This window comes from Piscinibacter sp. HJYY11 (genome assembly GCF_016735515.1).
Lineage (GTDB): Bacteria > Pseudomonadota > Gammaproteobacteria > Burkholderiales > Burkholderiaceae_C > Rhizobacter.
The window spans coordinates 283,280-307,636 of the sequence record NZ_JAERQZ010000002.1 but is presented as its reverse complement, the minus strand read 5'-3'; the positions used below and the strand labels follow the sequence as shown (position 1 = coordinate 307,636).

Below are 24,357 nucleotides of genomic sequence, written 5' to 3'. Positions count from 1 at the left end.
GCCTAGAATTTGAGCAGCCGCCGACCCCCGGAGACATGACGACATGAGCCCACGCCACCGCGCGATCCACACCCTTGCCGCTTCGGCGGCGGCCGCTGCGCTCTTCGGCGCACTGCCGGCCCATGCGCTCTACAAGGTCGTCGGCCCCGACGGCAAGGTCACCTACACCGACCGGCCCGACGTCAGCACCGACCGCAAGGTGCAACCCGTCAACGCCCGCGGCGGCGGTGCCGCCAACGACGTGAGCCTGCCGTATGAAGTGCGCCAGGCGGCCCTGCGCTACCCGGTGGTGATCTATGTGGCACCCGACTGCCCGCCTTGCGAAGAGGGCCGCCAGTTCCTGCGAGGGCGCGGCATCCCGGCGTCCGAAAAACTCGTGAGCACGCCGGAGGACGGCCAGGCGCTCCAGCGGCTGACTGGTGGCAACACGCTGCCCGTCCTCACGGTGGGTGCGCAAGTGGTGCGTGGCTGGCAACGTGAGCAGTGGGCGTCGTACATCGACGCCGCCGGCTACCCGAAAGACTCGAAACTTCCGGCCAACTTCCCGCAGGGCAAGCCCGAGCCTCTGACCGAAGCCCGCCAGGCACCTGTCGCGCCGCCCACTGCGCCACGCCCGGCACCAGCGCCCGCTGCGGAGCCTGCACCGGCCCCCGCCCCAGCCCCGGGCACCATCCGCTTCTGAGGCACGGCGGCCGCTGAGGCGCTAGGCGCGGCCGCCCATCAGCCGCGCCTGCCAGCTGCCCACGCCCACCGCCGCGCCCATCACCCAGAAGAGCGTCGACGCCCCCACCGCCGCGCCCAGCGCGCCAAACAGCAAGGGCATCAGCGCGCTGCTGGCGTTGACCGTCATCGAGCGCAAGGCAATGGCTTCGCCATGCCGCTCGCTCGGCGTGAGGTGGTGCAAGGCCGTCATCACCATCGGGTTGACCGCCCCCAGCGCCAGGCCGAGCGCCGCCGCGCACAAGCCCATCAGCCACGCACTGTGGACCCAGGGGTAGATGCACAGGACGAGTGCGGTCAACACCATCGCCGACGCGAGCACCTGATGCTCGCGCAGCCGGTGCGACATGAACGGGATGATCACCCGCACACCGGCCACCGCCGCCGCGAACACGCCGAGGATCAACCCGATCGCCGACGCGCTGTAGCCTCGCTCATGCCCGATCACCGGCACGATGAACGAGTGCAGGTCCCAGCTCGACGACATCAGGAAGTTGATGAACAGCAGGCGCGGCATGCCGGGCGTGACGAAGAGGTCCCATGTCGCACGTTTGCCCGGGGCTGACTTGGGCACCACGGGCGTTTCCTTCGGCACCTGGCGCGACGACCACAAGGTCGCGAGCGGCAGCAGCGTGAGCGCGATGAAGGCCCCGCGGAAGCCGCTGAGGTCGATCAGGGCGCCCGCCATCACGGGGCCGATCACGTTGGACACCGCCGGCGCGAGGCCCAGCCAGCTGAAGACCCGTGTCAACGCCGCCCGGTCGCCATCGGCCAGCCTGCCGGCGGTGCGCTGGTTGGCAATCAGACCGAGGTTCGTGCCGACACCGCACAGGCAGGCCGCGAGGCCGAGCAACACCAGCTGCACGTCTGCGAACCACGTCGACAGGATCGCCAGCCCGCCGCCGGCCACCGTGAGCCCGACCGCCAGCCGTGCAGGCCGGTGGTAGCCATGGCGATCGGCGAGCCGCCCTGCATACATCGACGACAGCACCGGCGCCGCCGCAAAGAGCCCGAGCAGCACGCCCACCACCCAGGCCGGCTGGCCGCTGCGCAAGGCAAGCAGCGGGCCCGCGACGCGAATGCCCGACATGCAGGAATGCAGGCACACCTGGCCCACGATCAGGGCCAAAAGCGGTCGGGAGAAAGAGGCCATCAGGGGTCGAGCAGGTCGCCGGTGGTGAGGCTCGCATCATCGGCCGGCAAGGGCAGCACGACCTTGGCACGGGCTTCGGGCAGGGCCTCGACCGTGCGCAGCTCGCGCGACATCGCACGTGCACGCACTTCGGCCTGCAGGATGTTGTTGCTGGCCTCGTCGAGCTTCTTCTTGGTCTTGGCAAGCACATCGCCGAATTTCGCAAACTCGGTCTTCACCGCGCCCAGCACTTCCCAGACTTCGACCGAGCGTTTCTCCAGCGCCAGCGTGCGGAAGCCCATCTGCAGGCTGCTCAAGGTGGCGAGCAAGGTGGTCGGGCCGGCGAGCATCACGCGGTGCTCGCGCTGCAGCGACTCCACCAGTCCAGGCCGGCGCAGGGCCTCCGCGTAGAGACCTTCGGTCGGCACGAAGAGGATGCCGAAGTCCGTGGTGTGGGGCGGCGAGACGTACTTGTCGCGAATGGTCTTCGCTTCCGCCCGCAGGCGCAGCTCGATGGCCTTGGCTGCAGCTTCGGCTGCAACTGCGTCGGCGTTGTGCTGCGCATCGACCAGGCGCTCGTAGTCTTCACGCGGGAACTTGCAATCGATCGGCAGCCAGAGGGGCACCCCATCGGCACGCTGGCCCGGCAGGCGGATCGCGAACTCGACCCGCGCGCCGGTGTTGGGCACGGTCTCGACGTTGGTGCCGTACTGCTCGGGCGTGAAGACCTGCTCCAGCAGGCCCGCGAGCTGCGTCTCGCCGAAGGTGCCACGGGTCTTCACGTTGTTGAGCACGCGGCTCAGCGAGCCGACGTCGCGTGCCAGGCCCTGCATCTCGCCCAGCCCTCGGTGCACCTGTTCCAGCCGCTCGGCCACCTGCTTGAAGCTTTCGCCCAGGCGCTGCTCGAGCGTGGCGTGCAGCTTCTCGTCGACGGTGGCGCGCATCTGCTCGAGCTTCTGCTCGTTGCCCTGCTGCAGCACGGTGAGGCGCTGCTCGACAACGCTGCGCACTTCGGCGAGGCGGCGCTCGTTGGCGTCGGACAGGGCCCGCAGCTGCTCGTTGAGCGTGTCGGCAAAGCGCTTGAGGCCCGCGTCCTGCGCTTCGCGAGATGCCAGAGCCTGCGCAGCCTGAGAGCTGGCGGCGGCCTGCAGCGTGTCGCTCACCGCCTGCTGCATGGCAGCCAGCTGCACGCGAAAGCTGTCGATCTGCTCGTTCTGCAGCCGCGCCACGCTGGCCTGTGCGCCGGTCAGCGTCTGCTGGAAGTTGGCGAGGGTGCTGCCCAGCTCCTGGCGTGTGCCCTGCGCGCTGCGGCCCAGCTCGTCGCGCAGCTCGCGCTCCAGTCGCTCGGTGCTGTTGCGCAGGTCGGTCTTGAGGCTGTCATCCACCGGCGGCCGGCGAAAGGCCAGCCAGAGCAGCAACATGAGATTGACGGCGAGAAGCGCCGCCACGATCCACCACGGGTTTTGCATCGGGTGATTGTCTCAGGCGGGCTTCAGCACTTCAGGGTTGAGCGGCGTGGGCGGGCGGCCGGCGTTCGGGCCGAAGCCCAGCGCGGCAATCAGGTTGTCGGCGGCGAGGTTGGCCATCGCGAGGCGCGTGGCCCGGGTGGCACTGGCGATGTGGGGCGTGAGCACGACATTGGGCACCTGCAGCAACGCCGGGTGGACGGCGGGCTCGCCTTCGAAGACATCCAGGCCGGCCGCGGCGATCTGCTTGGCCGCCAGCGCCTTGGCGAGCGCCGCATCGTCGACCACGCCCCCTCGGGCGATGTTGGTGAGCGTTGCGGTGGGTTTCATCAGCGCCAGCTCGGCCGCGCCGATGGCGTGGTGCGACGAAGCCGAATACGGCACCACGATCATCAGGTGGTCGGCCTGTCGCAGCAGTTCGTCTTTCGTCACGAGGCTCGCCTTGCAGGCGTCTTCGATCTCGGGTGAAAGCCGGGTGCGGTTGCAGTAGAGGACCTTCATGCCGAAGCCGAGCGCGCCACGCCGCGCGATGGCCTGGCCGATGCGGCCCATGCCGAGGATGCCGAGCGTGGCGCCATGGATGTCGCTGCCGACGAACATGTCGACCGACCACTTCTTCCACTCGCCGCGGCGCAGGAAATGCTCGGACTCCGCGACGCGTCGTGCCGCGGCCATCATCAGCGCGAAGCCGAAGTCGGCGGTGGTCTCGGTCAGCACGTCGGGCGTGTTGGTGCAGAGCACGCCGCGCGCGGTGGCGGCGGGCACGTCGAGGTTGTTGAAGCCGACGGCGATGTTGCACACCGCCCGCAGGCCCGGGGCAGCGGCGAGCACGCCCTTGTCGATGCGCTCGCTGCCGGTGGTCATCACGCCGAGCTTGCCTTGCAGGTGCGCGATCAGTTCGTCTCGGGAATAGATGTCGTCGGCGCTGTTGACCTCCACCTCGAAGTGCTCGCGCAGGCGCGCGATGACCTCGGGCTGGATGGCGCGCGCGACCAGGACGGCAGGACGACTCATTCGAGGAACCTCGCAAAGTTGGCGACGGGCTCACGCTCTGTCTGGAGCGTGTTCTCGATCGCGTTGGGGTCGGCATGGCCGAGCGACATGCCGCAGACGAGCTTCTCGTCGGGCGACGCGCCGATGGCCGGCAGGATGATGCGGTGGTACTGCGTCCACGCGGCTTGCGGGCAGGTGTCGAGACCCCGTGCGCGGGCGGCGACCATGATGTTCTGCAGGAACATGCCGTAGTCGAGCCAGCTGCCCTGCTCCATCATGCGGTCGATGGTGAACATCAGGCCGACCGGGGCATCGAAGAAGGCGTAGTTGCGGCCGTGCTGCGCGTGCATGCGTTCCTTGTCGCCCTTGGCGATGCCGAGCAGCGAGTACAGGTCCCAGCCGACCTTGCGGCGGCGGTCGATGTACGGCGACTGCCATTGGCGCGGGTAGTAGGCGTAGTCCTCTTGGTGCTGGGCCGAGACGGCGGGGTCGTCGTAGGCCGAGCGCACCTGCTGCGACAGCGAACGCAGCGATTCGCCGGTCAGCACGTAGACCTTCCACGGCTGGGTGTTGGTGCCGGAGGGTGCGCGCGCTGCGATCTGCAGGATGTCGACAAGCGTCTCGCGCGGCACCGGCGTCGGCAGGAAGGCGCGCAGCGAGCGGCGCGTGGTGATCGCGGCGTCGACCGCGGCAGTCTGGTCGGGCGAGGGATTCAAACCTTGAGCTCCTGCAACGCGTTCTGAAGGGTGTCGGGCAGTGGCACGGGGCGGCGCGTGTCGCGGTCCACATAGACATGGACGAAATGGCCGCGTGCGGCGCACAGCGGCTCGCCGGTCGCGAAGATGCCGATCTCGTAGCGCACGCTCGACGCGCCCATGTGCGCCACGCGGATGCCGGCCTCCACCATCTGCGGAAACTCGACCGACGCGAAGTAGTTGCAGTGCGTCTCGACCACGAGGCCGATGGTGCGGCCCTTGTGGATGTCGAGCGCACCGGCCTCGATGAGGTAGCGGTTCACCGCGGTGTCGAAGAGACTGTAGTAGACGACGTTGTTGAGGTGGCCGTAGGCGTCGTTGTCCTCCCAGCGGGTGGCGATCGGCGCGAAGTGACGGTAGGCCTCGCGGCCATCGGGCTGGGGGCGGGGGGTGCTCATGGACGTGGATTGTTCCATCGCTGCCAATGTCCTTCGGCGAGGCGCAGCGTGTTGATCTGGACCTGCACCGTGTCGGCCAGGTCGCGGCCGTAGCCGCCCGCCATCGACAGCGCCACCGGGATGTGCCGGTGCAGCAGGGCATCGAACACACGGCGGTCGCGCTCGGCGAGGCCTTCGGTGCTGAGCTTCAGGCGGCCGAGGCGATCGCCCTCGTGCGGGTCGGCGCCCGCCAGGTAGAAGACAAGGCCCGGCGGATGGTCGCCATGACGCGACCAGAGTTCCTCGAGCGCGGCGTCCAGCGCTTCCAGATAGTCGGCGTCGCCGCAGCCATCGGGCAGGTCGACGTCGAGGTCTCCGGGCTGCTTGCGGAACGGAAAGTTCTTGGCCCCATGCATCGACAAGGTGAACACGGTCGGGTCATCGCGAAAGATCGAGGCCGTGCCGTTGCCCTGGTGAACGTCGAGATCGATCACGGCCACACGCAGCAAGCGCCGGTAGGCGCGATGCCATTCGGCCTGCATCAACCGTGCGGCCACGGCCACGTCGTTGAAGACACAGTAGCCGCCGCCGCTGTCCGCGCTCGCGTGGTGGGTGCCGCCGGCGAGGTTGGCACCGATGCCTTCGCGCAACGCGACACGTGCCGCAGCGATGGTCGCGCCCACCGAACGGCAGGCCCGCTCCACCATGCGCGGCGACCAGGGAAAGCCGATCTCTCGCTGTGCTTGCGCGCTCAGGTGGCCTTGCAGCACGTCCGCGATGTAGTGCGGCTCGTGCGCCAGGGCCAGTTCGCCTTCGGTCGCCGCTTCGGCCGCATGCAACTCGAGGGACGGAAGATCGACCGCCACACGTTCCCGCAGAAGCCCGTACTTCTGAAATGGAAACCGATGCCCGGGCGGCAGTTGGAGGCCCACGTGGTCAGCGAAAAAAGCCTTCATCCTCAACAACTTAGGCAAGCTCCTCTAATTTGTTGCATCGCAACAAAAACTGCTTGAAAAGTCGGCCGGCGTTCGTATACTTCTGGTCATGGTGCAGCGCAACATTGCTGTGTCAGACCCCTCAATCTAACCATTGGAGATCATGAACATGCTGACCGCTGAACAACTCATCGCCGCTCACAAGGCCAACGTCGAAACCCTCTTCGGCCTGACCGGCAAGGCGTTCGAAGGCATCGAGAAGCTGGTGGAGTTGAACCTGCAAGTTGCCAAGACCGCACTGGGCGAAGCCACCGAGAACACCAAGGCCGTGCTGTCCGTGAAGGATGCGCAAGAGCTGCTGGCCCTGCAAGCCGGCCTGCTGCAGCCGGCCGCCGAGAAGGCTGCCGCCTATGGCCGCTACGTGTACGACATCGCCTCGGCCACCAGCGCTGACATCAGCAAGGTCGCCGAAGCCCAGGCCACCGAAGCGCAGAAGAAGTTCCTGTCGCTGGTCGACACCAACCTGAAGAACGCTCCCGCCGGCACCGAGAACGCCGTGGCGCTGGTCAAGTCGGCCGTGGCCGCTGCCAACAACGCCTATGAGTCGGTGCACAAGGCTGCCAAGCAAGCTGCCGACGTGGCGGAAGCCAACTTCCAGGCCATCACCGCGACCGCCGTGAAGGCCACGCAAGGTGCGACCACCAAGGCCAAGCGCGCCGCTTGATCTGCGCCGCGCGACATAAATTTGCGAACGGGGATTGAACTTCCTGGCACACCCGCCATCTGATGAGCACCGCAAGCGACGCTTGTGGTCTCCCTGAAAGGTTGTCTCCTCGGTACCCGCAAAGGTACCTTCAGCCCGGTGGCAACACCGGGCTTTTTATTTGGCCGAACGAAGGTGAAAGCAGCCATCGAAGGGCTGCCACATATCAGCGCGCCTTGACGAGGAGCTTGGCTTTCAGCTCGACCAAGGCGGCGGTCATCGCATCGCGCCCGGCCTGTATCGACCGCTTGCGGTTCGAGAAGTCGGCGCTCGACACACCCGCAAGCTTGGGCCGCAGCACGATGTCGGCTTCGCGCAGCTCAAAGGTGTTGATGCTCTTGCCCATGATGGCGAAGGTCTGCAGCAGCATGCGCATCGGGTCGCCCGTGGGCGCACCATCGGGAATGGCCGAGATGTCGACCGCGATCACCAGCTCGGCCCCCATCTGCTTGACGAAACGCACCGGCACGGGCGAAACCAGTCCCCCATCCACATATTCACGCGTGCCGATCTTCACCGGCGTGAAGACCGCCGGCACCGAGCTCGAGGCCCGCACCGCCGTTCCGGCATCGCCACGCTGGAAGAGGATGGGCTGCCCACTGTCCAGGTCGGTGGCGACGATCCCCAGGGGCACGACCATCTGCTCGATGGTCCGCCCACCGGTGTTGTCGCGCACGTAGCGCGCCAGCGCCTCCCCGCGGATCAGCCCGCGACCAGGGAAGGCCCAGTCGGCGAACGCCGATTCATCCATCTGGTCTGCCATGGCCGCCAGCGCCGCGCCATTGCGCCCCGAGGCATACAGCGCCGCAACCAGGCTGCCGGCCGAGGTGCCCGTGACGTAGTCCACCTTGATGCCGTGCTCCTCCAGCACCTGGATCACACCGATGTGGGCGAAACCGCGCGCGGCGCCCCCTCCAAGCGCCAGCCCGATGCGCGGCGGCCGGGTGGGGATGACGACCGGTGCCGAGGCAGGCTGGTCCGGCGGTAGAACCACCGGCGGCGTGGTCACGGGCGGGACTGTCGGTGCCGTCTGGCAGGCCGCAAGCGTCACCATGGCCACCATCACCACGAGCCAGCGGAAGCAAAGGAAAAGCGCGCGTGGATCGAACATGGCGCGGGATTCTAGAAGCCGGGCCGCTACAGCCGCTGCCTCATGCCGTCAAGCGCATAAACAACTTACTAAACTGTTCTTTCTATATATATAGACGCTTTGTAAAGTCCAGTCTCCCGCTCTTCTGCCTCCCAGGGACGTCGTGGCAGGAAATGGGACGTCCCCCAGTGCGTGTCGCTCGTGACCGCCGGCCTCAAGTCATTCGCTGATCTTCGGACTCGACACGATGTACCAGTACACCTCTTTCGACACGCAATTCGTCAAGCAACGTGCGGCCCAGTTCCGCGACCAGCTCGAGCGCAACCTCGCCGGCAAGCTGAGCGATGACGAATTCCGTGCCCTGCGCCTGCAAAACGGCTGGTACATCCAGCGCCATGCGCCGATGGCCCGCATCGCCGTGCCGTACGGCGAGTTGAGCAGCACGCAGCTGCGCATGCTGGCGCGCATCGCGCGCGAGTTCGACCGCAGCTACGCCCACTTCACCACCCGGCAGAACATCCAGTACAACTGGATCCCGCTGCCCAAGGCGGCTGACGTGATGGACCTGCTGGCCTCGGTGTCGATGCACGGCATCCAGACCAGCGGCAACTGCATCCGCAACATCACGAGCGACTGCTTCGCCGGCGTGGCGGCCGACGAGATCGTCGACCCGCGCCCCTACTGCGAGATCCTGCGACAGTGGAGCACGCTGCATCCCGAGTTCGCCCACCTGCCGCGCAAGTTCAAGATCGCCGTCAGCGGCGCGAAGGAAGACCGCGCTGCCATCGCATGGCACGACATCGGCCTGCAGCTGCTCAAGAACGACAAAGGCGAGGTCGGCTTCAAGGTGCTGGTCGGCGGTGGCATGGGCCGCACGCCGATCATCGGCACCGTCATCAGCGAGTTCACGCCCTGGCAGAACATCCTCGTGTTCATCGAGGCGATCGTGCGTGTCTACAACCGCTACGGCCGCCGCGACAACATGTACAAGGCGCGCATCAAGATCCTGGTGAAGGCCGAGGGCCAGAAGTTCATCGACGCCGTCGCCAAGGAATACAAGGACATCCTCGAGCGTGACCTCGACGGTGCCTCGCACATCCTGACGCAGGCCGAGTTCGACCGCGTCAACGCCTGCTTCGTGCGCCCCGCAGGTGTCGCTTCGATTCCGAACAGCAAGCTCCACGTCCCTGCCGACGCGCCCGATGCCTTCAAGCGCTGGACCGAGCGCAACGTGCACGCACACCAGGTGCCCGGCTACCGCGCCGTCACGCTCTCGCTCAAGCGCACCGGCCAGGCCCCGGGTGATGCGACCGACACCCAGATGGAACTGGCCGCCGACCTCGCCGACAAGTTCAGCTCGGGTGAACTGCGCGTCTCGCACGACCAGAACCTCGTGCTGCCCTGGGTGAAGGAAAGCGACCTCTTCGCGCTGTGGCAGGAAGCCAAGGCCGCAAGCTTCGCCACCCCGAACATCGGCCTGCTCACCGACATGATCGCCTGCCCCGGCGGTGACTTCTGCGCGCTGGCCAACGCCCGCTCCATCCCGATCGCGGCCGACATCACCGAGCGCTTCGACGACATCGACGAGCTCTACGACATCGGCGACATCGACCTGCACATCAGCGGCTGCATCAACTCCTGCGGCCACCACCACAGCGGCCACATCGGCATCCTCGGCGTCGACAAGGACGGCAAGGAGTGGTACCAGGTTTCGCTCGGTGGCCTCGACGGCTCGGCCATCGGCGGCCACGCCTCCACGCCGGGCAAGGTGATCGGCCCGTCGTTCGCCGCCGAAGAAGTGGCCGACGTGATCGAAGCCGTGATCGACACCTACCGCGAGCAGCGCAGCAGCGCGGCCGAGCGCTTCATCGACACCGTCAAGCGCATCGGCCTCGACCCCTTCAAGACCGCCGCCAACGCACAGCGCCGCGCCACCGCGCAGCAAGCCTGAGAGAGACGAAGATGAAGTTCATCGACCCCACCCGCGATCGCTGGCACACCGTGACCGGTGAAGACGGCCCGCTCGTCACCGTCACCCACACGCCTTACAGCCTGCTCACGCACAGTCAGTGGCTGGGCGTGCGCGCCCAATGGCCGCAGGACGTGCCCGTCGGCGTGATCTTCCCGAACGATGCCGACATCGAAGAGCTCGAAGCCGACCTCCCGCGCCTGAGCCTCATCGCGCTGCAGTTCCCCAAGTGGGTGGATGGCCGCGCCTACAGCCAGGCGCACATCCTGCGCTCGCGCTATCGCTACACGGGCGAGATCCGCGCCACCGGCGAGGCGCTGGTCGACATGGTCTCGCTGATGCAGCGCACCGGCTTCGATGCCGTCGCCCTGCGCGCCGACCAGTCGATCGAAGCCGCCGAGCGCGCGCTGCGTTTCTTCCCGGGCTACTACCAGGGCGACGTGAACGAGCGTCGGCCGCTCTTCGCCCGCCCCGCGGGCGAGGAATACGCGAAGGAAGAATTCAACCAGGCAGGTTCGTCGATATGACTGCCATCGCCCTCTACGACCGGCTCACGCCGGAGTTCGACCGCCGTGTCGCAAACGCAGTGGCGGTGCTGAAGCAGGCTGCTGCCGAGCACCCCGACAAGGTGGTGCAGTCCACAAGCCTCGGCGTGGAAGACATGGTGCTGACCGACCTCATCGCCAAGCACCAGATTCCCATTGCCATCGGCACGCTCGAAACCGGCAAGCTGCATGCACAGACCGTTGCGCTGATCCCGCGCATCGAAGAGCGCTACGGCCTGAAGGTCGAGGTCTACCGCCCCGAAGCCGATGCCGTCATCCATTTCGTCAAGAACCACGGCGAGAAGGCGATGTACGAAAGCATCGACCTGCGCAAGGGCTGCTGCGGCATCCGCAAGCTCGAGCCGCTGTCGCGCATGCTGGCGAACCGCAGCGCGTGGGTCACGGGCCTGCGCCGGGAGCAAAGCAACAACCGCGGCGACGTGCCCTTCAGCGAGCTCGACGACAAGGGCCGCACCAAGTACCAGCCGCTGGCCGACTGGACCTGGAACGACGTCTGGCACTACGTCGCGGTGAACAACGTGCCCTACAACCCGCTGCACGACGAGTTCATGCCCAGCATTGGTTGCGAGCCCTGCACACGCGCCATTGCCGTGGGCGAAGACTTCCGCGCCGGCCGCTGGTGGTGGGAAGACGAGAAGGCCAAGGAGTGCGGGTTGCATGTCCATGGCGCAGAAGAAGCTGCCGTTTCGATGATTGGAGATAGGAAATGAACGCCCCGCTGACCGTGGAGCAATTGCTCCCCGAGCTGGACCACACCCACCTCGACTGGCTGGAAGAAGAGGCCATCTTCATCCTGCGCGAAACCGTGGCCGCCTTCGAGCGCCCGGCCCTGCTGTTCTCGGGCGGCAAGGATTCCTGCGTGGTGCTGCGCCTGGCCGAGAAGGCGTTCAAGACGCGCGGCAAGGACGGCGAGTTCAAGGGCCGCCTGCCCTTTCCGCTGCTGCACGTGGACACCGGCCACAACTTCCCCGAAGTCATCGAGTTCCGTGACCGCCGCGTGGCCGAGATGGGCGAGCGCCTGGTCGTCGGCCACCTCGAAGACTCGATCAAGCGCGGCACCGTGCGCCTGTCGCACCCGCTCGAGTCGCGCAACGGCCACCAGACCGTGGCCCTGCTAGAAGCCATCGAGGAGCACCGCTTCGACGTGCTGATGGGCGGCGCCCGTCGCGACGAAGAGAAGGCCCGCGCGAAGGAGCGCATCTTCAGCCACCGCGACAGCTTCGGCCAATGGCAGCCGAAGGAGCAGCGCCCCGAACTCTGGACGCTCTTCAACACCCGCATCAAGCCAGGCGAGCACATGCGCGCGTTTCCGATCAGCAACTGGACCGAGCTCGACGTGTGGCTGTACATCGCCCGCGAGAACATCCCGCTGCCCACGCTCTACTACGCGCACGATCGCCAGATCATCCGCCGCAAGGGGCTGCTGGTGCCGCTGACCGACGTGACGCCGCCCGAAGCAGGCGAAACGATCGAGACCGCGCAGGTGCGTTTCCGCACCGTCGGCGACATGACCTGCACCTGCCCGGTGGAAAGCCCTGCCGCCAACGCCACCGACATCGTGGCCGAGACGCTCAAGGTCACCGTGAGCGAACGCGGCGCCACCCGCATGGACGACCGCACCTCGGATGCTTCGATGGAGCGCCGCAAGAAGGAAGGCTATTTCTGATCATGAGCACCGCAGCTCCCCAAGTGAAAGACCACCGCGCCCTGCGCTTCCTCACCGCCGGCTCCGTCGACGACGGCAAGAGCACCCTCATCGGCCGCCTGCTCTACGACAGCCGCGCCATCCTCGCCGACCAGCTCGACACGCTGGAGAAGAAGGCCGCGGGCCAGCCGATCGACCTGTCGCTGCTCACCGACGGCCTGGAGGCCGAGCGTGAGCAGGGCATCACGATCGACGTCGCCTACCGCTACTTCGCCACCAAGCAGCGCAAGTTCATCATCGCCGACGCCCCCGGGCATGAGCAGTACACCCGCAACATGGTGACGGCAGCCGCCGGCAGTGATGCCGCCGTGGTGCTGGTCGACATCACCAAGCTCGACACGACGCAAACTCCGGTGCCGCTGCTGCCGCAGACGCGCCGCCACGCGCTGCTGGCCCACCTGCTGCGCGTGCCCAGCATCGTCTTCGCCGTCAACAAGCTCGACGCCGCCGCCGACCCGGCCCATGCCTTCAAGGCGGTGAGCGAGTCGCTGACCGCGTTTGCCAAGCAAGCTGGCATCGTAGTCGCCGGCATCATCCCCGTCTCGGCCCTGCGTGGCGACAACGTCACCCAGCCGCTCGACGCCAACTGGTACGACGGCCCCTCGCTGCTGCAACTGCTGGAGTCGCTGCCGGCACTACAGGAGCGCAAGGACGGCGACCTGCTGATCCCCGTGCAATACGTGAGCCGGGAAGGCGAAGGCACCGGCAACCAGCCGCGCACCCTCTTCGGCCGCGTGGCCCATGGCCGCGTGAAGGCCGGCGACGAAGTGCAGGTCTTCCCGAGCGGCCAGACGGCCATCGTCGCCGAGGTGCGCCTTGCGAGCGAAGTGGTCGACGTCGTCGAAGCCGGCCGCTCCGCCGGCGTGGTGCTCGACCGCCAGCTCGACGTCTCGCGCGGCGACTGGATCGCCACGCCCAAGACCGTCCACGAGACCAACCGCTTCAGCGCCACGCTCGCCTGGCTGGACACCGAGCCCGCACAGGTCGGCCGCAAGTACTGGGTGCGCCACGGCAACCGCTGGGTGCAGGCGCGCATCGCCAGCATCGAGAGCCGCCTCGACATCCACTCGCTGGAAGCGACCGAAGCGCACCAGCTCGCCGTCAACGAGATCGGCCACGTGATCGTCGAGACACAGCAGCCGTTGCCGGTGGAGTCCTACGAGTCCAACCGGGTCGGTGGCTCGCTCATCATCGTCGACCCGGCGAGCAACCGCACCAGCGGTGCGTTGCTCGTGAAGGGCGCTGCCTGAGATGGGCCGGGTGATCTTCATCGGTGCGGGCCCGGGGGCCGCCGATCTGATCACCGTGCGGGGCGCGAACCTGCTCGCCACGGCTGACGTGGTGCTCTACGACGCACTCACCGACCCGGCCCTGCGGGAACACGCGCCGCAGGCCCGCTGGGTCCACGTGGGCAAGCGCGGGTTTGCCGACAGCACCGGCCAGGCCACGATCAACGACCTGCTGCTGCGCTTTGCGGCAGAAGTGCCAACCGTCGTGCGCCTGAAGGGTGGTGACCCAAGCATCTTCGGCCGCCTGGAAGAAGAACTCGTGGCACTTGCCGCACACGGTATCGAGACCGAGGTGGTGCCCGGCGTCACCTCGGCCGTCGCCGCCGCAGCGAGCAGCCAACGCCCCCTAACCCGGCGCGGCAACGGCCGCAGCGTGAGCCTCGCCACCGCCATGACCCGCACCGGCGACATGCATGCGACCCGCACCGCCGACACCGAGATCTACTACATGGCCGGCAAGCAGCTCGCGGCCCTCTCACACCAGTTGCTCGGTGCCGGTTGGCCCGCCGACACGCCCGCCAGCGTCGTCTCGCGGGCGGGCTGGCCGGATGCCATCCACACCGAACATGAAGTCGCCTCGCTCGACGAGGGCAGCGCCCAACACGCCGGCCGCCCCACCATCGTGACGATTGGCGCAGGTGCCGCCTCGCTCGGCGTGGGCGGCAAGGTTTCAGCGCCGGTGGGAACCCTCAAGCCCCTAAAATCCGTTGTTTCGCCCTCGGGCGACTGATCTCCGCAAATTCACTACCCGCAAGAGCCATGACCCACGTTGTCACCGAAGCCTGCATCCGCTGCAAATACACCGACTGCGTGGATGTCTGCCCTGTGGACTGCTTCCGCGAAGGCCCCAACTTCCTGGCGATCGATCCCGACGAGTGCATCGACTGCGCCGTGTGCATCCCTGAATGCCCGGTCAATGCGATCCTGCCGGAAGAAGACGTGCCGGCCGATCAGCAGCACATGATCAAGATCAATGCCGATCTGGCCAAGGGTTGGCCCAGCATCACCAAGCGCAAGGCCGCGCTGCCCGACGCCGACGAGTGGAAAGACAAGACGGGCAAGCTGTCGGAGCTGCAGAAGTAAGCTCGGCTCCATGATCGACACCGATGCGCTGATCGTCGGCGCCGGCCCGGTGGGCCTGTTCCAGGTGTTCGAGCTGGGCCTGCTCGAGATCAAGGCCCATGTGGTGGACACGCTCGCCTACCCCGGCGGGCAGTGCATCGAGCTCTATCCCGACAAACCGATCTACGACATCCCGGCGGTGCCCCGCAGCACTGGCCGCGAGCTCGTCGACAGCCTGCTCAAGCAGATCGAGCCCTTTGGCGCGACCTTCCACCTCGGGCAGGAGGTGGCGGCGGTGGAGAAGCAGGCCGACGGCCGCTTTCTCGTCGAGACCAGCACCGGCACCCGCTTCCTCGCCAAGGTGGTGATCGTGGCCGGCGGCGTGGGCTCGTTCCAGCCGCGCATGCTGAAGGTCGAAGGCCTCGACAAATACGAGGGCACGCAACTCTTCCATCGCGTGAAGACGCCGGCCGAGTTCGCCGGCAAGCAGATTGTCATTGTGGGCGGCGGCGATTCGGCGCTCGACTGGGCCCTGCACTTCGCACAAGACGGGCCTGACAAGGCCGCAAGCGTGATCCTGCTGCATCGCCGCGATGGCTTCCAGGCCGCGCCGGCCAGCGTGGCGAAGATGCGTGCCTTGTGCGATGCGATGCAGATGCAGTTCATCGTCGGCCAGATCACCGGCATCGAGGAGGCCGAGGGCCGACTCACGGGTGTGAAGGTCACCGGCGGCGACGCGGTCACGCGGGTCGTGCCGCTCGATGCGCTGCTGGTGTTCTTCGGCCTCAGCCCCAAGCTCGGACCCATCGCCGACTGGGGCCTGGCGCTCGAACGCAAGCAGCTCGTCGTCGACACCGAGAAGTTCGAAACCAGCGTGCCGGGCATCTTCGCGGTGGGCGACGTCAACACCTATCCGGGCAAGAAGAAGCTCATCCTGTCGGGCTTTCATGAAGCGGCGCTTGCGGCCTTTGGTGCGGCGCCCTACGTCTTCCCGGACAAGCGCATCCAGCTGCAGTACACGACGGCCAGCCCGAAGCTGCACAAGCTGCTCGGCGTGGAGTCGCCGACTTTCGACGACTGACATAATCGCCTTCGCTGCGCACACGCGCAGCACTCGCTAGGGGTGTTGGATGCCATGCAGATGGCGTTCGACTGAGAGAGTCCCTTTGAACCTGATTGAGGTAATCCTCGCGCAGGGAAGCAAGCACCGCAGACGGTGCCCGCCGACCTGCCATCGCTTCCGGACACACGATGGCTCCCATTCGCTTCTTCCGCACACCCGCTGCCGCGGCCGCTTCCATGCTGTGCCTCAGCGTCTACGCGCAGGCACCCGCATCCACCAACCTCCCACCGGTCACCGTGGTTGGCCGCAGCGACCCGGTCGTGTCGGTCTCGGGATGGGGCGTGCCTTTGTCCGAGGCGCCACTGCAGGCGAGCGTGCTCAGCGCCTCCCAGATGAAGGACCGTGGTGTGCAACGCATCGCCGACATGGTCAAGTCGGATGCCAGCGTCAGCGATGCCTACAACTCCGAGGGCTATTGGGACTTTCTCGCCGTGCGCGGCTTCACGCTCGACAACCGCTTCAACTACCGGCGCGACGGCTTGCCCATCAACGCTGAAACGTCGATTCCGCTCGACAACAAGGAGCGTCTTGAGGTTCTCAAAGGCACATCGGGCATCCAAGCGGGCACAAGCGCGCCCGGCGGCTTGGCCAACCTCGTCGTAAAGCGCCCAGGCGGCGCATCGGCCTACAGCGCAACGCTGGGCTGGCGCGAGCGCAACTCGATTCTCACCGCTGCGGACCTCACGCAGCGCTTCGGCGCGGAAGGGGCGCTCGGCGCGCGGCTCAACCTCGCGTACGAGGATCTGCAGCCGCAGCTGCGCGATGCCAAAGGCAAGCGCCACCTTGCTGCGATCGCCACCGAATGGCGCGCGGGCGCCGACACGCTGGTCGAATTCGAAGTCGAGCACAGCCACCGCTCGCAGCCCAGCCAGCCGGCATTCAGCTTGTTGGGCGATCGTGTGCCGGAGCCGGTGGACCCTCGCCTCAACCTCAACAACCAGCCTTGGTCCCAGCCGGTGGTGATGGATGCCAACAACGCGTCACTGCGCATGACACAGAGCCTCGGCGCGAACTGGCGAGGCACGTTGCATGCATTGACGCAACGTCTCGTCACCGACGATCGGCTGGCCTTTCCGTACGGTTGCACCAGCGCCACGACCTACTACCCAGATCGCTACTGCCCCGATGGCACCTTCGACTACGCTGACTATCGCAGCGAGAACGAACGCCGCCGCTCGGATGCGTTGGAGATCGCAATGCACGGTGAAACGGACGTCGGCGGCATGAAGCACACTCTCTCGGTTGGCCTGCTTCAAAGCCGCGTGACGCACCGATTCGAGCGACAGGCTTACAACGGTGTTGGCACTGGCACCGTCGACGGCGGCACCGTCGTCCCTGCCAACCCCACCCTGAACGACGAGAACACCAACCGGGACGAACGGTCGACCGAACTCTTCGCTCGCGACGCCATTCGCCTCAACGACCACCTCACCACCTGGCTGGGCCTGCGGCACACCCGCCTGCATCGGCAAAGTGTGCGCACGGACGGATCACGCGACACCAACTACGAAGAGCGCCTGATCACGCCCTCCATTGCCCTCAGCTACACCTTCGCGCCCCAGCAACTCGTGTACACAAGCTGGGGGCGGGGCATCGAAAGCGAAGTCGTGACGAATCGAGATCGCTTTACCAACCGCGGTGTGGCCTTGTTGTCCACCAGTCGCCAATTGGAAGCCGGCTTGAAGGTCGGCACGCCGAATGCTCAATGGGGCGCCGCCCTGTTCCAGGTGGTGCGCCCTCAGTGGGGCAACGTTGGCGCATGCAATGCCGCCGGCAGTTGCACTCGCGTCCCTGACGGTCAGGCGCGCCATCGCGGCCTCGAAGCCAATGCCGCTTGGCGCGACGGCCCCTGGGCCTTCGGCGGCAGCCTGCAGTTGTTGCACGCCCGCCGCGAGAACACGCTCGATGTCAATGCCGAGGGCAAGCGGCCCGTCAATGTCCCGGAGCGCACGCTCAAGTTGCAGGCCCGCTACAACGTGGCGGCCCTGCCGGCCTTGCAGTTGCAAGCCGATGCCATGGGTGTGAGTCACCGCGCCGTGGTGGCCGACAACAGCCTCAGCATTCCGGGCTACGGCGTCATGGACCTTGCCGCACGCTACGAACAAAAACTCATCGGCTCCACCATCACGTGGCGCGCAGGCGTCGACAACGTCTTCAATCGCCGCGCTTGGCGGGAATCGCCCCTCCAGTTCGACCACGTCTACCTCTATCCCCTGGCCGCACGCACCTTCCGCGCCTCGGTCGAAGTGAGCCTGTGATCCGCCACAAAAGTATGGCTATAATGCGCGGCTCTATTCCTCGATAGCTCAGTCGGTAGAGCGCCGGACTGTTAATCCGTAGGTCCCTGGTTCGAGCCCAGGTCGAGGAGCCAGAAAAAAGCAAAGGGCCCTGCAGCAATGCAGGGCCCTTTCGTTTTGTGACGCTCAGTCGTCGTCGCGGTCATGTCCGCGGCCACGGCGATGATCGTCGTCTTCTTCCGCCACCAGCGACACGGGCAAGCGGATGCGCAGGAACTCAGTGTTGTCGGACGCCATCTCGCGGCCACCGCCGTACGGGAAGTTGTTGTCGTTCACGACCAGCAGCGTGCGCGCATCGAGGACCAGCACGTTCTCGATCGTCGTGTACGGGAAGGTGAAGACCGTGCTGCCATCGCCGTTCAGGTCGTGCGGGTCGGCGAGCTTCATCAGGTCGACCAGTTCCAGCTTTCGCGCCACGCCGCCGTCGGCTACGTCTTCCAGGTCGATCAGGTAGACCTTCTTGAACGGCGCGGGGTTGGGCGAGGTCGCCGTGTTGCCGTTGCGTTCGAGCACGATGAAACGACGGTCATCGATGGCGACCATGTCGCCGATGGCCGTGCCGGCGGTGTCGAGTGGGTAGTAGAAGCGACGGCCGGTGTAGACCTCGCGGTCGACATCGAATTCGTCGATGCGCAAGGTGCCTGCGGGGTCGCCGGTGACGGTGCGCTCCAGCAGCGTGTAGAGCTTCGTGCCGCTGCGGTTGATCGCCAGGCCCTCGAAGCCGCCCGAGGCCGGCAGGTTGGCCGTCGCGCGGCCGGCGACCACATCCTTGTGGGCGGGGGCGTAGACGCCGGGCAGCGAGATCTCCGGGCGCAGCACCGTACCGCGGGAATCGGTCTTCACGAGATACGGCCCGAACTCATCGCCGAACCAGTAGTTGCCACGGTGGTCACGGCGGATCGATTCGATGTCGAAGTCAGCGCCCGTCAGCAGGCGTCTGGCACGGATCACCGGCGCCACGGTCGGGTTCGCGCCGTTGTTGTAGTGGTTCAGGTAGTCGGCCTGGATCGGGATCGTGAGCTTGCGGTGGGCATCGTTCAGCTCGAGGCGCGTCGACGCATCGAAGCTGCCGCGATCATGGCCGTGCTGCCAATCCGTCGGCCGCACGAGGCCGGTGCCGCCTTTGCGCGTGCGCCAATCGATGGCGAGGGTGTACGAGCGCAGCAGCGCATCGGCCGAGTTGTTCTGCGCGCCGAAGCCGTTGTCGACGAGGAAGTGAAAGACGTTCTTCTTCGGGCCTTGAAGCACACCCGAGAAGCCTTGCACCGGCTGCCGGTTGACGAAGGGCGGGAGGTTGGTGCCATAGGGGTTGGCAGCCGCGAACTGGCCGGAGGTCGGGCCATCGGAGAAGGTCGCGGCGGGCATGCGGGCGAAGCCGGTCAGCACCTGGGCTTGGGCAGCGCCGGCGGTGAACAACGAGGCCAGCAGAACGGGCAAAACGAGGGAGTGGCGCATGGAGCGTGGCGGTGGTTGAAAACCGCGCGATCGTCGCGACCGCCCGTGTCAGCCGCATGACGAGGCGTGCTACAACCGTTTGGCCCATGGTCATGCCCATGCGAGGAGACACGCGATGAACGCTCCCCACCCTGCCCTCACCCCATCGCCGCTCGCGAGTACGCACGAGGTCTTCAACGTGTCGAGCGAGCTCGCGGACTACAACCTCTACCTCCAGGACCAAGCCTTGGCCGAAGCCGTCGCGCGCGAGGGTGCGGCCTGGGCGCACGACGACCTGGCGGTCTTCGGTGAACTGGTCGGCACGGCCGAGCACCTCGAGCTCGGCGCACTCGCCAATAAGCACCCACCCGAGCTCGACACGCACGATCGTTTCGGCCACCGGGTCGACCTCGTGAAGTTCCACCCGGCGTACCACACGCTGATGAAGACCTCGATCGAACACGGCCTGCACGCCTCGCCATGGGCTGACCCGCGCGAGGGTGCGCACGTGGCCCGCGCGGCGCGTTTCTACATGCACTCGCAGGTCGAGGCGGGGCACGGTTGCCCGATCACGATGACGTTTGCGTCGATCCCTTCGCTGCGCACCACGCCGGCACTCGCGCAATGGTGGGAGCCGCGCATCACGTCGCGCAGCTATGACCCGCGCAACGTGGTCCACACCGAGAAGGCGGGCCTGACCATCGGCATGGCGATGACCGAAAAACAAGGCGGTTCCGACGTGCGGGCGAACACGACGCAGGCTCACGCCATCGGCGTCGAGGGCCCTGGCGAGGCCTATGAACTCATCGGCCACAAGTACTTCGTCTCGGCGCCGATGTGCGACGCCTTCCTCGTCCTCGCGCAAACACCGGCGGGGCTCTCGTGCTTCCTGCTGCCGCGCTGGCGGCCCGACGGCACGAAGAACGCGCTGCAGGTGCTACGCCTCAAGCGCAAGATGGGCAACGTCTCCAACGCCTCGAGCGAGACCGAGCTGCGCGGTGCGCTCGCCTGGATGGTGGGCGAGCCGGGGCGCGGCGTGCGCACGATCATCGAGATGGTGTCGATGACGCGCTTCGATTGCATGATCGGCTCGTCGGCCGGGCAACGCGCGGCCGTGGCGCAAGCATTGCACCATTGCTCGCTCCGCTCCGTCTTCGGCAAGCGGCTCAACCAGCAGCCGCTGATGCAGAACGTACTGGCCGACCTGGTGCTCGAATCCGAAGGCTCGCTCGCGCTCACGATGCGCCTCGCCCGCGCGATGGACCACCGCGACGACCCGCACGAAGACCTGCTGGTGCGCCTGTGCACCGCGGTCGGCAAATACTGGATCTGCAAGCGCACACCGCAGCACGCCTACGAGGCGATGGAGTGCATCGGCGGCAGCGGTGTGATGGAAGACAGCCCCTTCCCTCGCCTCTTCCGCGAGTCACCGGTCAATGCGATCTGGGAAGGCAGCGGCAACGTGCAATGCCTCGACGTGCTGCGCGCAATGCAGAAGACACCTGAGGTCGTGCAGGCCTTCTTTGCAGAGGTGCAACGCGCCAATGGGGGCAACGCCTTGCTCGATCAATGGGTTGGTGCCTTGAAGGGCGAGCTCGGCAAGCTCGACGATCTGGAGTACCGCGCGCGTGGGCTCGTGGACCGCATGGCGCTCGCGCTTCAGTCGGCCTTGCTGGTGCAGCACGCGCCGGCGTATGTCGCCGATGCCTTCTGCTCTTCCCGCTTGGGGCAGCGAGGTGCCGCTCAGTACGGCACGCTGCCAGGTGGCGTGGAGTGCGCGGCCATCATTTCTCGGGCGACACCTGCGAAGGGCTGAGGCCGGGTCTCTGCGGGGCACGGCCTTTCGCGCCAGCACGAAATATCAAGACGGCAGGAAGTCGACCGGATAGGTAGCGATCAGCGTATCCACCTGCTTCGCCCCAAAGTCGAACTGCTTGATGCGCGCGAGCAGCTTGCGCTCGAGGTCCTGGTTCTTGAGCTCGCTGGCCTCGATCTTGAGGTCGACCACCTCGCCGCTCGGCGCGATGGTGAGCTTGAACACCACCTTGCCTTGCAGCGTAGGCTCGTCGCGCAGCGCGCGGTTGTAGATGGCGTAGATCGAGCCCTTGTTGCGCTCGAACACGAGGCGCACGTCTTCGATCGAGCGAGAAGCTTTGCCGCTGCCGCCCTTCTGCAAGGTTCCACCGCCACCACCGCCCTGGCCTGACCCGGCGCCGGTGCCGCCACGGCCACCACCGCCGAAGCCGCCACCACCACCGCCTCCGGCCACGCCTTCGACCAGCGTGGTGCCTCGGCCCGCGAGGCCGCCGCCGCCGGTGTTGCGGCTGTAGCCGGCGGTGTTGATGCCGCCGCTGCCGCCGGTGGCGTTCGACGTGATCATGGCGCGGTCGGGCGTGCCCTGGTCCGTGCCCGCACCGACACCCACCCCCACACCGGCGCCCACACCAGGCCCCTGCTTGATGTTGGGGTTGAGCTGCACGGCTGTCGGGGCGCTGTGCATCTGGTTCAGCGTGTCCTTCATCGCCAGGAGACCCACGCCTGCAGCCTTGCGCCGCGCACCTTCGATCTCGCCCGGTGGCCGGTTCGGCTGCGGCTGGCGGGCCTCGGGCACCGGTGCCGCCTTCTTCTGCGGCTCGGGGCGCACAGGCTCGGGCGTGCCGGGCTTCAGCTCGGGTTGCTCCTTCGTCGCCACATCCGGCGCCTTGGGTTTAGGCGGCGGAGGGGTCTCCTTCTGCTCGATCATGAGCTTGGCCAGCCGAGGTGGCAGCTCCGCGGGCTTGGCGCGGTCTTCCTTCGGCGTGGGCATCAGGAGCAGGAACAGGCAGATCAGCGCCGTGATGACCAGCACCGCGTTCAGGATGCGGCGATAGCGCTTGTCGTCCTCGGGCACGCCGGCCCAGGCCAGCACATGCGGGCGGAAGGTGATTGCGGCAAGGGCAGCCATGGTCAGCTCTTCCTGTTCACGGCAAATGCGATCTCGCTGAAGTTCGCACGCGCGCTGGTGTACATCACCTTGCGCAAGAGGCTGTAGGGGATCTTCTTGTCGCCCATGATGGTGACGGCCTTGCTGGTGGCGTCCTTGTCGGCACCCACCACCTGGCGGCTCGCCAGGATGTCCAGCTCGGCCTTCAGGCCCGGGATCAGGTCGCCCTGGATGGCATTGGCCTCGGCCACGCTCGCGACCCTGCGGCCGTCGACCAGGATGTCGGTGTCGCTCACCGCCACCACGATGGTCTCGCGCGGCGCCTTCTCCGCAATGGAGTCAGGCAGCTTCACCGCCTTGGAATTGGTCAGCACCTCGATGCCGGTGCTCGACATCAGGAAGAAGATCAGGATCGTGAAGATGTCGATCAGGGCCACGAGGTTCATGTCGAGGCCCGACTGGTTGCGCGCCAGCCGTGCGGCGCGCTTTTCGATTCCGGTCATTTTCATGAGCGGCTCTCCTTACTTCTTCGGCGCACTGATGGGCGCATCACCGATGGAGATATCGGGGAAGAGCTCGATGTTCGGCGTCTTGGGCCCGGCATTGGGCGGTTTGGCTTCGCGCACGGCGTCCATCACCTGCACCAGCACGTCGTACGACGTGTCGGGCTGCGCCAGCACGCTCGCGGCCTTGGTGTCGGGGAACTTCGTCTTGATCTGCTGCATGAGCGCCGACAGCGCCGCCAGGTCGTAGCCGGTGGGCGTGTTGCCTACGCGCTGGATCAGGCCGCCGATGCGGTCACCGACCTCCAGCGCATCGGGGCGCACCACGATCTCGAGCTTGAGGTCGTTGACCTTCAGCTGCTCGACCCCGGGCGAGTTCTTCGCGGGCAGCGACAGCTCGAGCACCGCGAGGCGCGAGAACACTGCCGTCGACAGCAGGAAGGGCACGAGCACCACGATCACGTTGATGAACGCGGTGACCTCCAGGTGCGCCACGGGCTTGCTCGGGCGTCGGATGGGCATGTCTGGCCTCTTCGGTAGAGACTAAGGGTTCGTCAGAAGCTCAGCGGGCAGCAGCCTGCTGCTCCGCCTTGATGCGGCCCGTCACGTTGAGGAAGCTGATCTTGGCGGCTTCCAGGCCGTCGACGATCTCGGTCGTGCGGGCTTGCAGGAAGGCGTGCACCAGCAGGAAGGGAATCGCGACCGACAGCGCGAAGGCGGTGTTGTTCATCGCGATCGAGATCGAGGCCGACAGCAGCTCGGCCTTCTCGGCCGGGTTCACCGCGGCCACCGCGGTGAAGCCCTTGATCAGGCCGATGATGGTGCCGAGCAGGCCCACGAGCGTGATCACGTTGGCCAGGGTGGCGATGTAGTGCGTGCGCTTCTCCAGGCGCGGCACGATTTCCATCATGCCCTCTTCCATCGCGGCATCGATGTCTTCACGGCGGGCCGGGCTCTGCATGCGCTCGAGGCCGTTGGCCACGATCTTGCCGATGGCGGCATCGGAGCTCGACGCGGCGCTGTGCACTTCCTTGAAGCGGCCGCTCTGCAGCATGGGCAGGACCTTCGCCCAGAGCTTGCGGTTCTCGCTGCGCGCTCGCATCAGGAACACGTAGCGCTCGATGGCGATGGCCAGGCCGACGGCCATGATCGCAATGCTGAAGTAGATGGCGACACCGCTGTCCTGAAAGAACTTGACAGCAAAATCGACGACGCTCATGGAAGTCTCCTGTGGGAACGGATCAAGGTGAAAGGT

24 protein-coding genes, 1 tRNA gene and 1 riboswitch are annotated in these 24,357 nt (G+C 66.6%); of the genes, 13 read left to right on the top strand and 12 right to left on the bottom strand.

The window, feature by feature from the left end; translation table 11 throughout:
* Positions 1-43 precede the first annotated feature (43 nt).
* Positions 44-682, top strand: coding sequence for a glutaredoxin family protein (locus tag JI745_RS25160; protein WP_201813261.1), 639 nt, complete (start codon positions 44-46; stop codon positions 680-682).
* 21 nt (positions 683-703) lie between these two features.
* Here JI745_RS25160 and JI745_RS25155 read toward each other — a convergent pair whose 3' ends face one another.
* Genes JI745_RS25155 through JI745_RS25130 form a run of 6 tightly spaced genes read right to left on the bottom strand, consistent with a single transcriptional unit; the run spans position 704 to position 6,399 of the window.
* Positions 704-1,873, bottom strand: a complete 1,170-nt coding sequence (locus JI745_RS25155; RefSeq protein ID WP_201813260.1) for an MFS transporter — start codon at positions 1,871-1,873, stop codon at positions 704-706.
* The gene (rmuC, locus tag JI745_RS25150; protein WP_201813259.1) at positions 1,873-3,321 is read right to left on the bottom strand and encodes a DNA recombination protein RmuC; all 1,449 of its coding nucleotides are present in this window, start codon (positions 3,319-3,321) and stop codon (positions 1,873-1,875) included. The genes JI745_RS25155 and rmuC overlap by 1 nt, the downstream gene beginning before the upstream one ends.
* A gap of 12 nt (positions 3,322-3,333) precedes the next feature.
* The gene (locus JI745_RS25145) at positions 3,334-4,332 is read right to left on the bottom strand and encodes a D-glycerate dehydrogenase (protein ID WP_201813258.1); all 999 of its coding nucleotides are present in this window, start codon (positions 4,330-4,332) and stop codon (positions 3,334-3,336) included.
* Entirely contained in the window at positions 4,329-5,027 is a 699-nt protein-coding gene (locus JI745_RS25140; RefSeq protein ID WP_201813257.1) for a nitroreductase, read from the bottom strand. Before JI745_RS25140 ends, JI745_RS25145 begins: the two co-directional genes overlap by 4 nt.
* Positions 5,024-5,464 carry a thioesterase family protein gene (locus JI745_RS25135; RefSeq protein WP_236675444.1) on the bottom strand — a complete coding sequence of 147 codons (441 nt, stop codon included), beginning with the start codon at positions 5,462-5,464 and terminating at the stop codon, positions 5,024-5,026. Before JI745_RS25135 ends, JI745_RS25140 begins: the two co-directional genes overlap by 4 nt.
* Positions 5,461-6,399: a histone deacetylase gene (locus JI745_RS25130; protein ID WP_201813255.1), complete on the bottom strand. Its 939-nt coding sequence runs from the start codon at positions 6,397-6,399 to the stop codon at positions 5,461-5,463. Before JI745_RS25130 ends, JI745_RS25135 begins: the two co-directional genes overlap by 4 nt.
* Before the next feature lie 148 nt (positions 6,400-6,547).
* On the opposite strand from JI745_RS25130, the gene phaP reads away from it, so the two are divergent.
* Positions 6,548-7,102: a TIGR01841 family phasin gene (phaP, locus tag JI745_RS25125; RefSeq protein ID WP_201813254.1), complete on the top strand. Its 555-nt coding sequence runs from the start codon at positions 6,548-6,550 to the stop codon at positions 7,100-7,102.
* A 205-nt stretch (positions 7,103-7,307) separates the two neighbouring features.
* On the opposite strand, the gene JI745_RS25120 is transcribed toward phaP, so the two are convergent.
* Positions 7,308-8,252 carry a patatin-like phospholipase family protein gene (locus JI745_RS25120; protein ID WP_201813253.1) on the bottom strand — a complete coding sequence of 315 codons (945 nt, stop codon included), beginning with the start codon at positions 8,250-8,252 and terminating at the stop codon, positions 7,308-7,310.
* Positions 8,253-8,478: 226 nt separating this feature from the next.
* On the opposite strand from JI745_RS25120, the gene JI745_RS25115 reads away from it, so the two are divergent.
* From JI745_RS25115 to JI745_RS25070, 10 genes are all read left to right on the top strand, one after another.
* Positions 8,479-10,182 (top strand): nitrite/sulfite reductase, encoded by a 1,704-nt coding sequence (locus JI745_RS25115; protein WP_201813252.1) that lies wholly within the window; start codon positions 8,479-8,481, stop codon positions 10,180-10,182.
* A gap of 11 nt (positions 10,183-10,193) precedes the next feature.
* Positions 10,194-10,727 carry a DUF934 domain-containing protein gene (locus JI745_RS25110; RefSeq protein WP_201813251.1) on the top strand — a complete coding sequence of 178 codons (534 nt, stop codon included), beginning with the start codon at positions 10,194-10,196 and terminating at the stop codon, positions 10,725-10,727.
* Positions 10,724-11,476 (top strand): phosphoadenylyl-sulfate reductase, encoded by a 753-nt coding sequence (locus JI745_RS25105; protein ID WP_201813250.1) that lies wholly within the window; start codon positions 10,724-10,726, stop codon positions 11,474-11,476. The genes JI745_RS25110 and JI745_RS25105 overlap by 4 nt, the downstream gene beginning before the upstream one ends.
* A complete protein-coding gene (gene cysD / locus JI745_RS25100; RefSeq protein WP_201813249.1) occupies positions 11,473-12,432 on the top strand; it encodes a sulfate adenylyltransferase subunit CysD in 960 nt (319 codons plus the stop codon). The genes JI745_RS25105 and cysD overlap by 4 nt, the downstream gene beginning before the upstream one ends.
* Positions 12,433-12,434: 2 nt before the next feature.
* The gene (locus JI745_RS25095; protein ID WP_201813248.1) at positions 12,435-13,721 is read left to right on the top strand and encodes a sulfate adenylyltransferase subunit 1; all 1,287 of its coding nucleotides are present in this window, start codon (positions 12,435-12,437) and stop codon (positions 13,719-13,721) included.
* Position 13,722: 1 nt separating this feature from the next.
* A complete protein-coding gene (cobA, locus tag JI745_RS25090) occupies positions 13,723-14,490 on the top strand; it encodes a uroporphyrinogen-III C-methyltransferase (RefSeq protein WP_201813247.1) in 768 nt (255 codons plus the stop codon).
* Positions 14,491-14,519: 29 nt separating this feature from the next.
* Positions 14,520-14,843, top strand: a complete 324-nt coding sequence (fdxA, locus tag JI745_RS25085; protein WP_201813246.1) for a ferredoxin FdxA — start codon at positions 14,520-14,522, stop codon at positions 14,841-14,843.
* Positions 14,844-14,853: 10 nt separating this feature from the next.
* Complete coding sequence (locus JI745_RS25080) at positions 14,854-15,903, top strand: NAD(P)/FAD-dependent oxidoreductase (RefSeq protein ID WP_201813245.1); 1,050 nt, start codon at positions 14,854-14,856, stop codon at positions 15,901-15,903.
* A gap of 28 nt (positions 15,904-15,931) precedes the next feature.
* A riboswitch (TPP riboswitch) is annotated at positions 15,932-16,038 on the top strand.
* A gap of 35 nt (positions 16,039-16,073) precedes the next feature.
* Entirely contained in the window at positions 16,074-18,203 is a 2,130-nt protein-coding gene (locus tag JI745_RS25075) for a TonB-dependent siderophore receptor (protein ID WP_201813244.1), read from the top strand.
* A gap of 37 nt (positions 18,204-18,240) precedes the next feature.
* A tRNA-Asn gene (locus JI745_RS25070) sits at positions 18,241-18,316 on the top strand.
* 52 nt (positions 18,317-18,368) lie between these two features.
* On the opposite strand, the gene JI745_RS25065 is transcribed toward JI745_RS25070, so the two are convergent.
* Positions 18,369-19,697 carry an esterase-like activity of phytase family protein gene (locus tag JI745_RS25065; protein WP_201813243.1) on the bottom strand — a complete coding sequence of 443 codons (1,329 nt, stop codon included), beginning with the start codon at positions 19,695-19,697 and terminating at the stop codon, positions 18,369-18,371.
* A gap of 115 nt (positions 19,698-19,812) precedes the next feature.
* On the opposite strand from JI745_RS25065, the gene JI745_RS25060 reads away from it, so the two are divergent.
* Positions 19,813-21,492 carry an isovaleryl-CoA dehydrogenase gene (locus JI745_RS25060; RefSeq protein ID WP_201813242.1) on the top strand — a complete coding sequence of 560 codons (1,680 nt, stop codon included), beginning with the start codon at positions 19,813-19,815 and terminating at the stop codon, positions 21,490-21,492.
* A 45-nt stretch (positions 21,493-21,537) separates the two neighbouring features.
* On the opposite strand, the gene JI745_RS25055 is transcribed toward JI745_RS25060, so the two are convergent.
* Genes JI745_RS25055 through JI745_RS25040 form a run of 4 tightly spaced genes read right to left on the bottom strand, consistent with a single transcriptional unit; the run spans position 21,538 to position 24,321 of the window.
* Positions 21,538-22,620 (bottom strand): AgmX/PglI C-terminal domain-containing protein, encoded by a 1,083-nt coding sequence (locus JI745_RS25055; protein ID WP_201813241.1) that lies wholly within the window; start codon positions 22,618-22,620, stop codon positions 21,538-21,540.
* Positions 22,621-22,622: 2 nt separating this feature from the next.
* The gene (locus tag JI745_RS25050; protein ID WP_201813237.1) at positions 22,623-23,108 is read right to left on the bottom strand and encodes a biopolymer transporter ExbD; all 486 of its coding nucleotides are present in this window, start codon (positions 23,106-23,108) and stop codon (positions 22,623-22,625) included.
* 12 nt (positions 23,109-23,120) lie between these two features.
* The gene (locus JI745_RS25045; RefSeq protein ID WP_201813235.1) at positions 23,121-23,624 is read right to left on the bottom strand and encodes a biopolymer transporter ExbD; all 504 of its coding nucleotides are present in this window, start codon (positions 23,622-23,624) and stop codon (positions 23,121-23,123) included.
* Positions 23,625-23,664: 40 nt separating this feature from the next.
* On the bottom strand, positions 23,665-24,321 hold the full coding sequence (locus JI745_RS25040; protein ID WP_201813234.1) for a MotA/TolQ/ExbB proton channel family protein: 657 nt from the start codon (positions 24,319-24,321) through the stop codon (positions 23,665-23,667).
* Between the last annotated feature and the right edge of the window lie 36 nt (positions 24,322-24,357).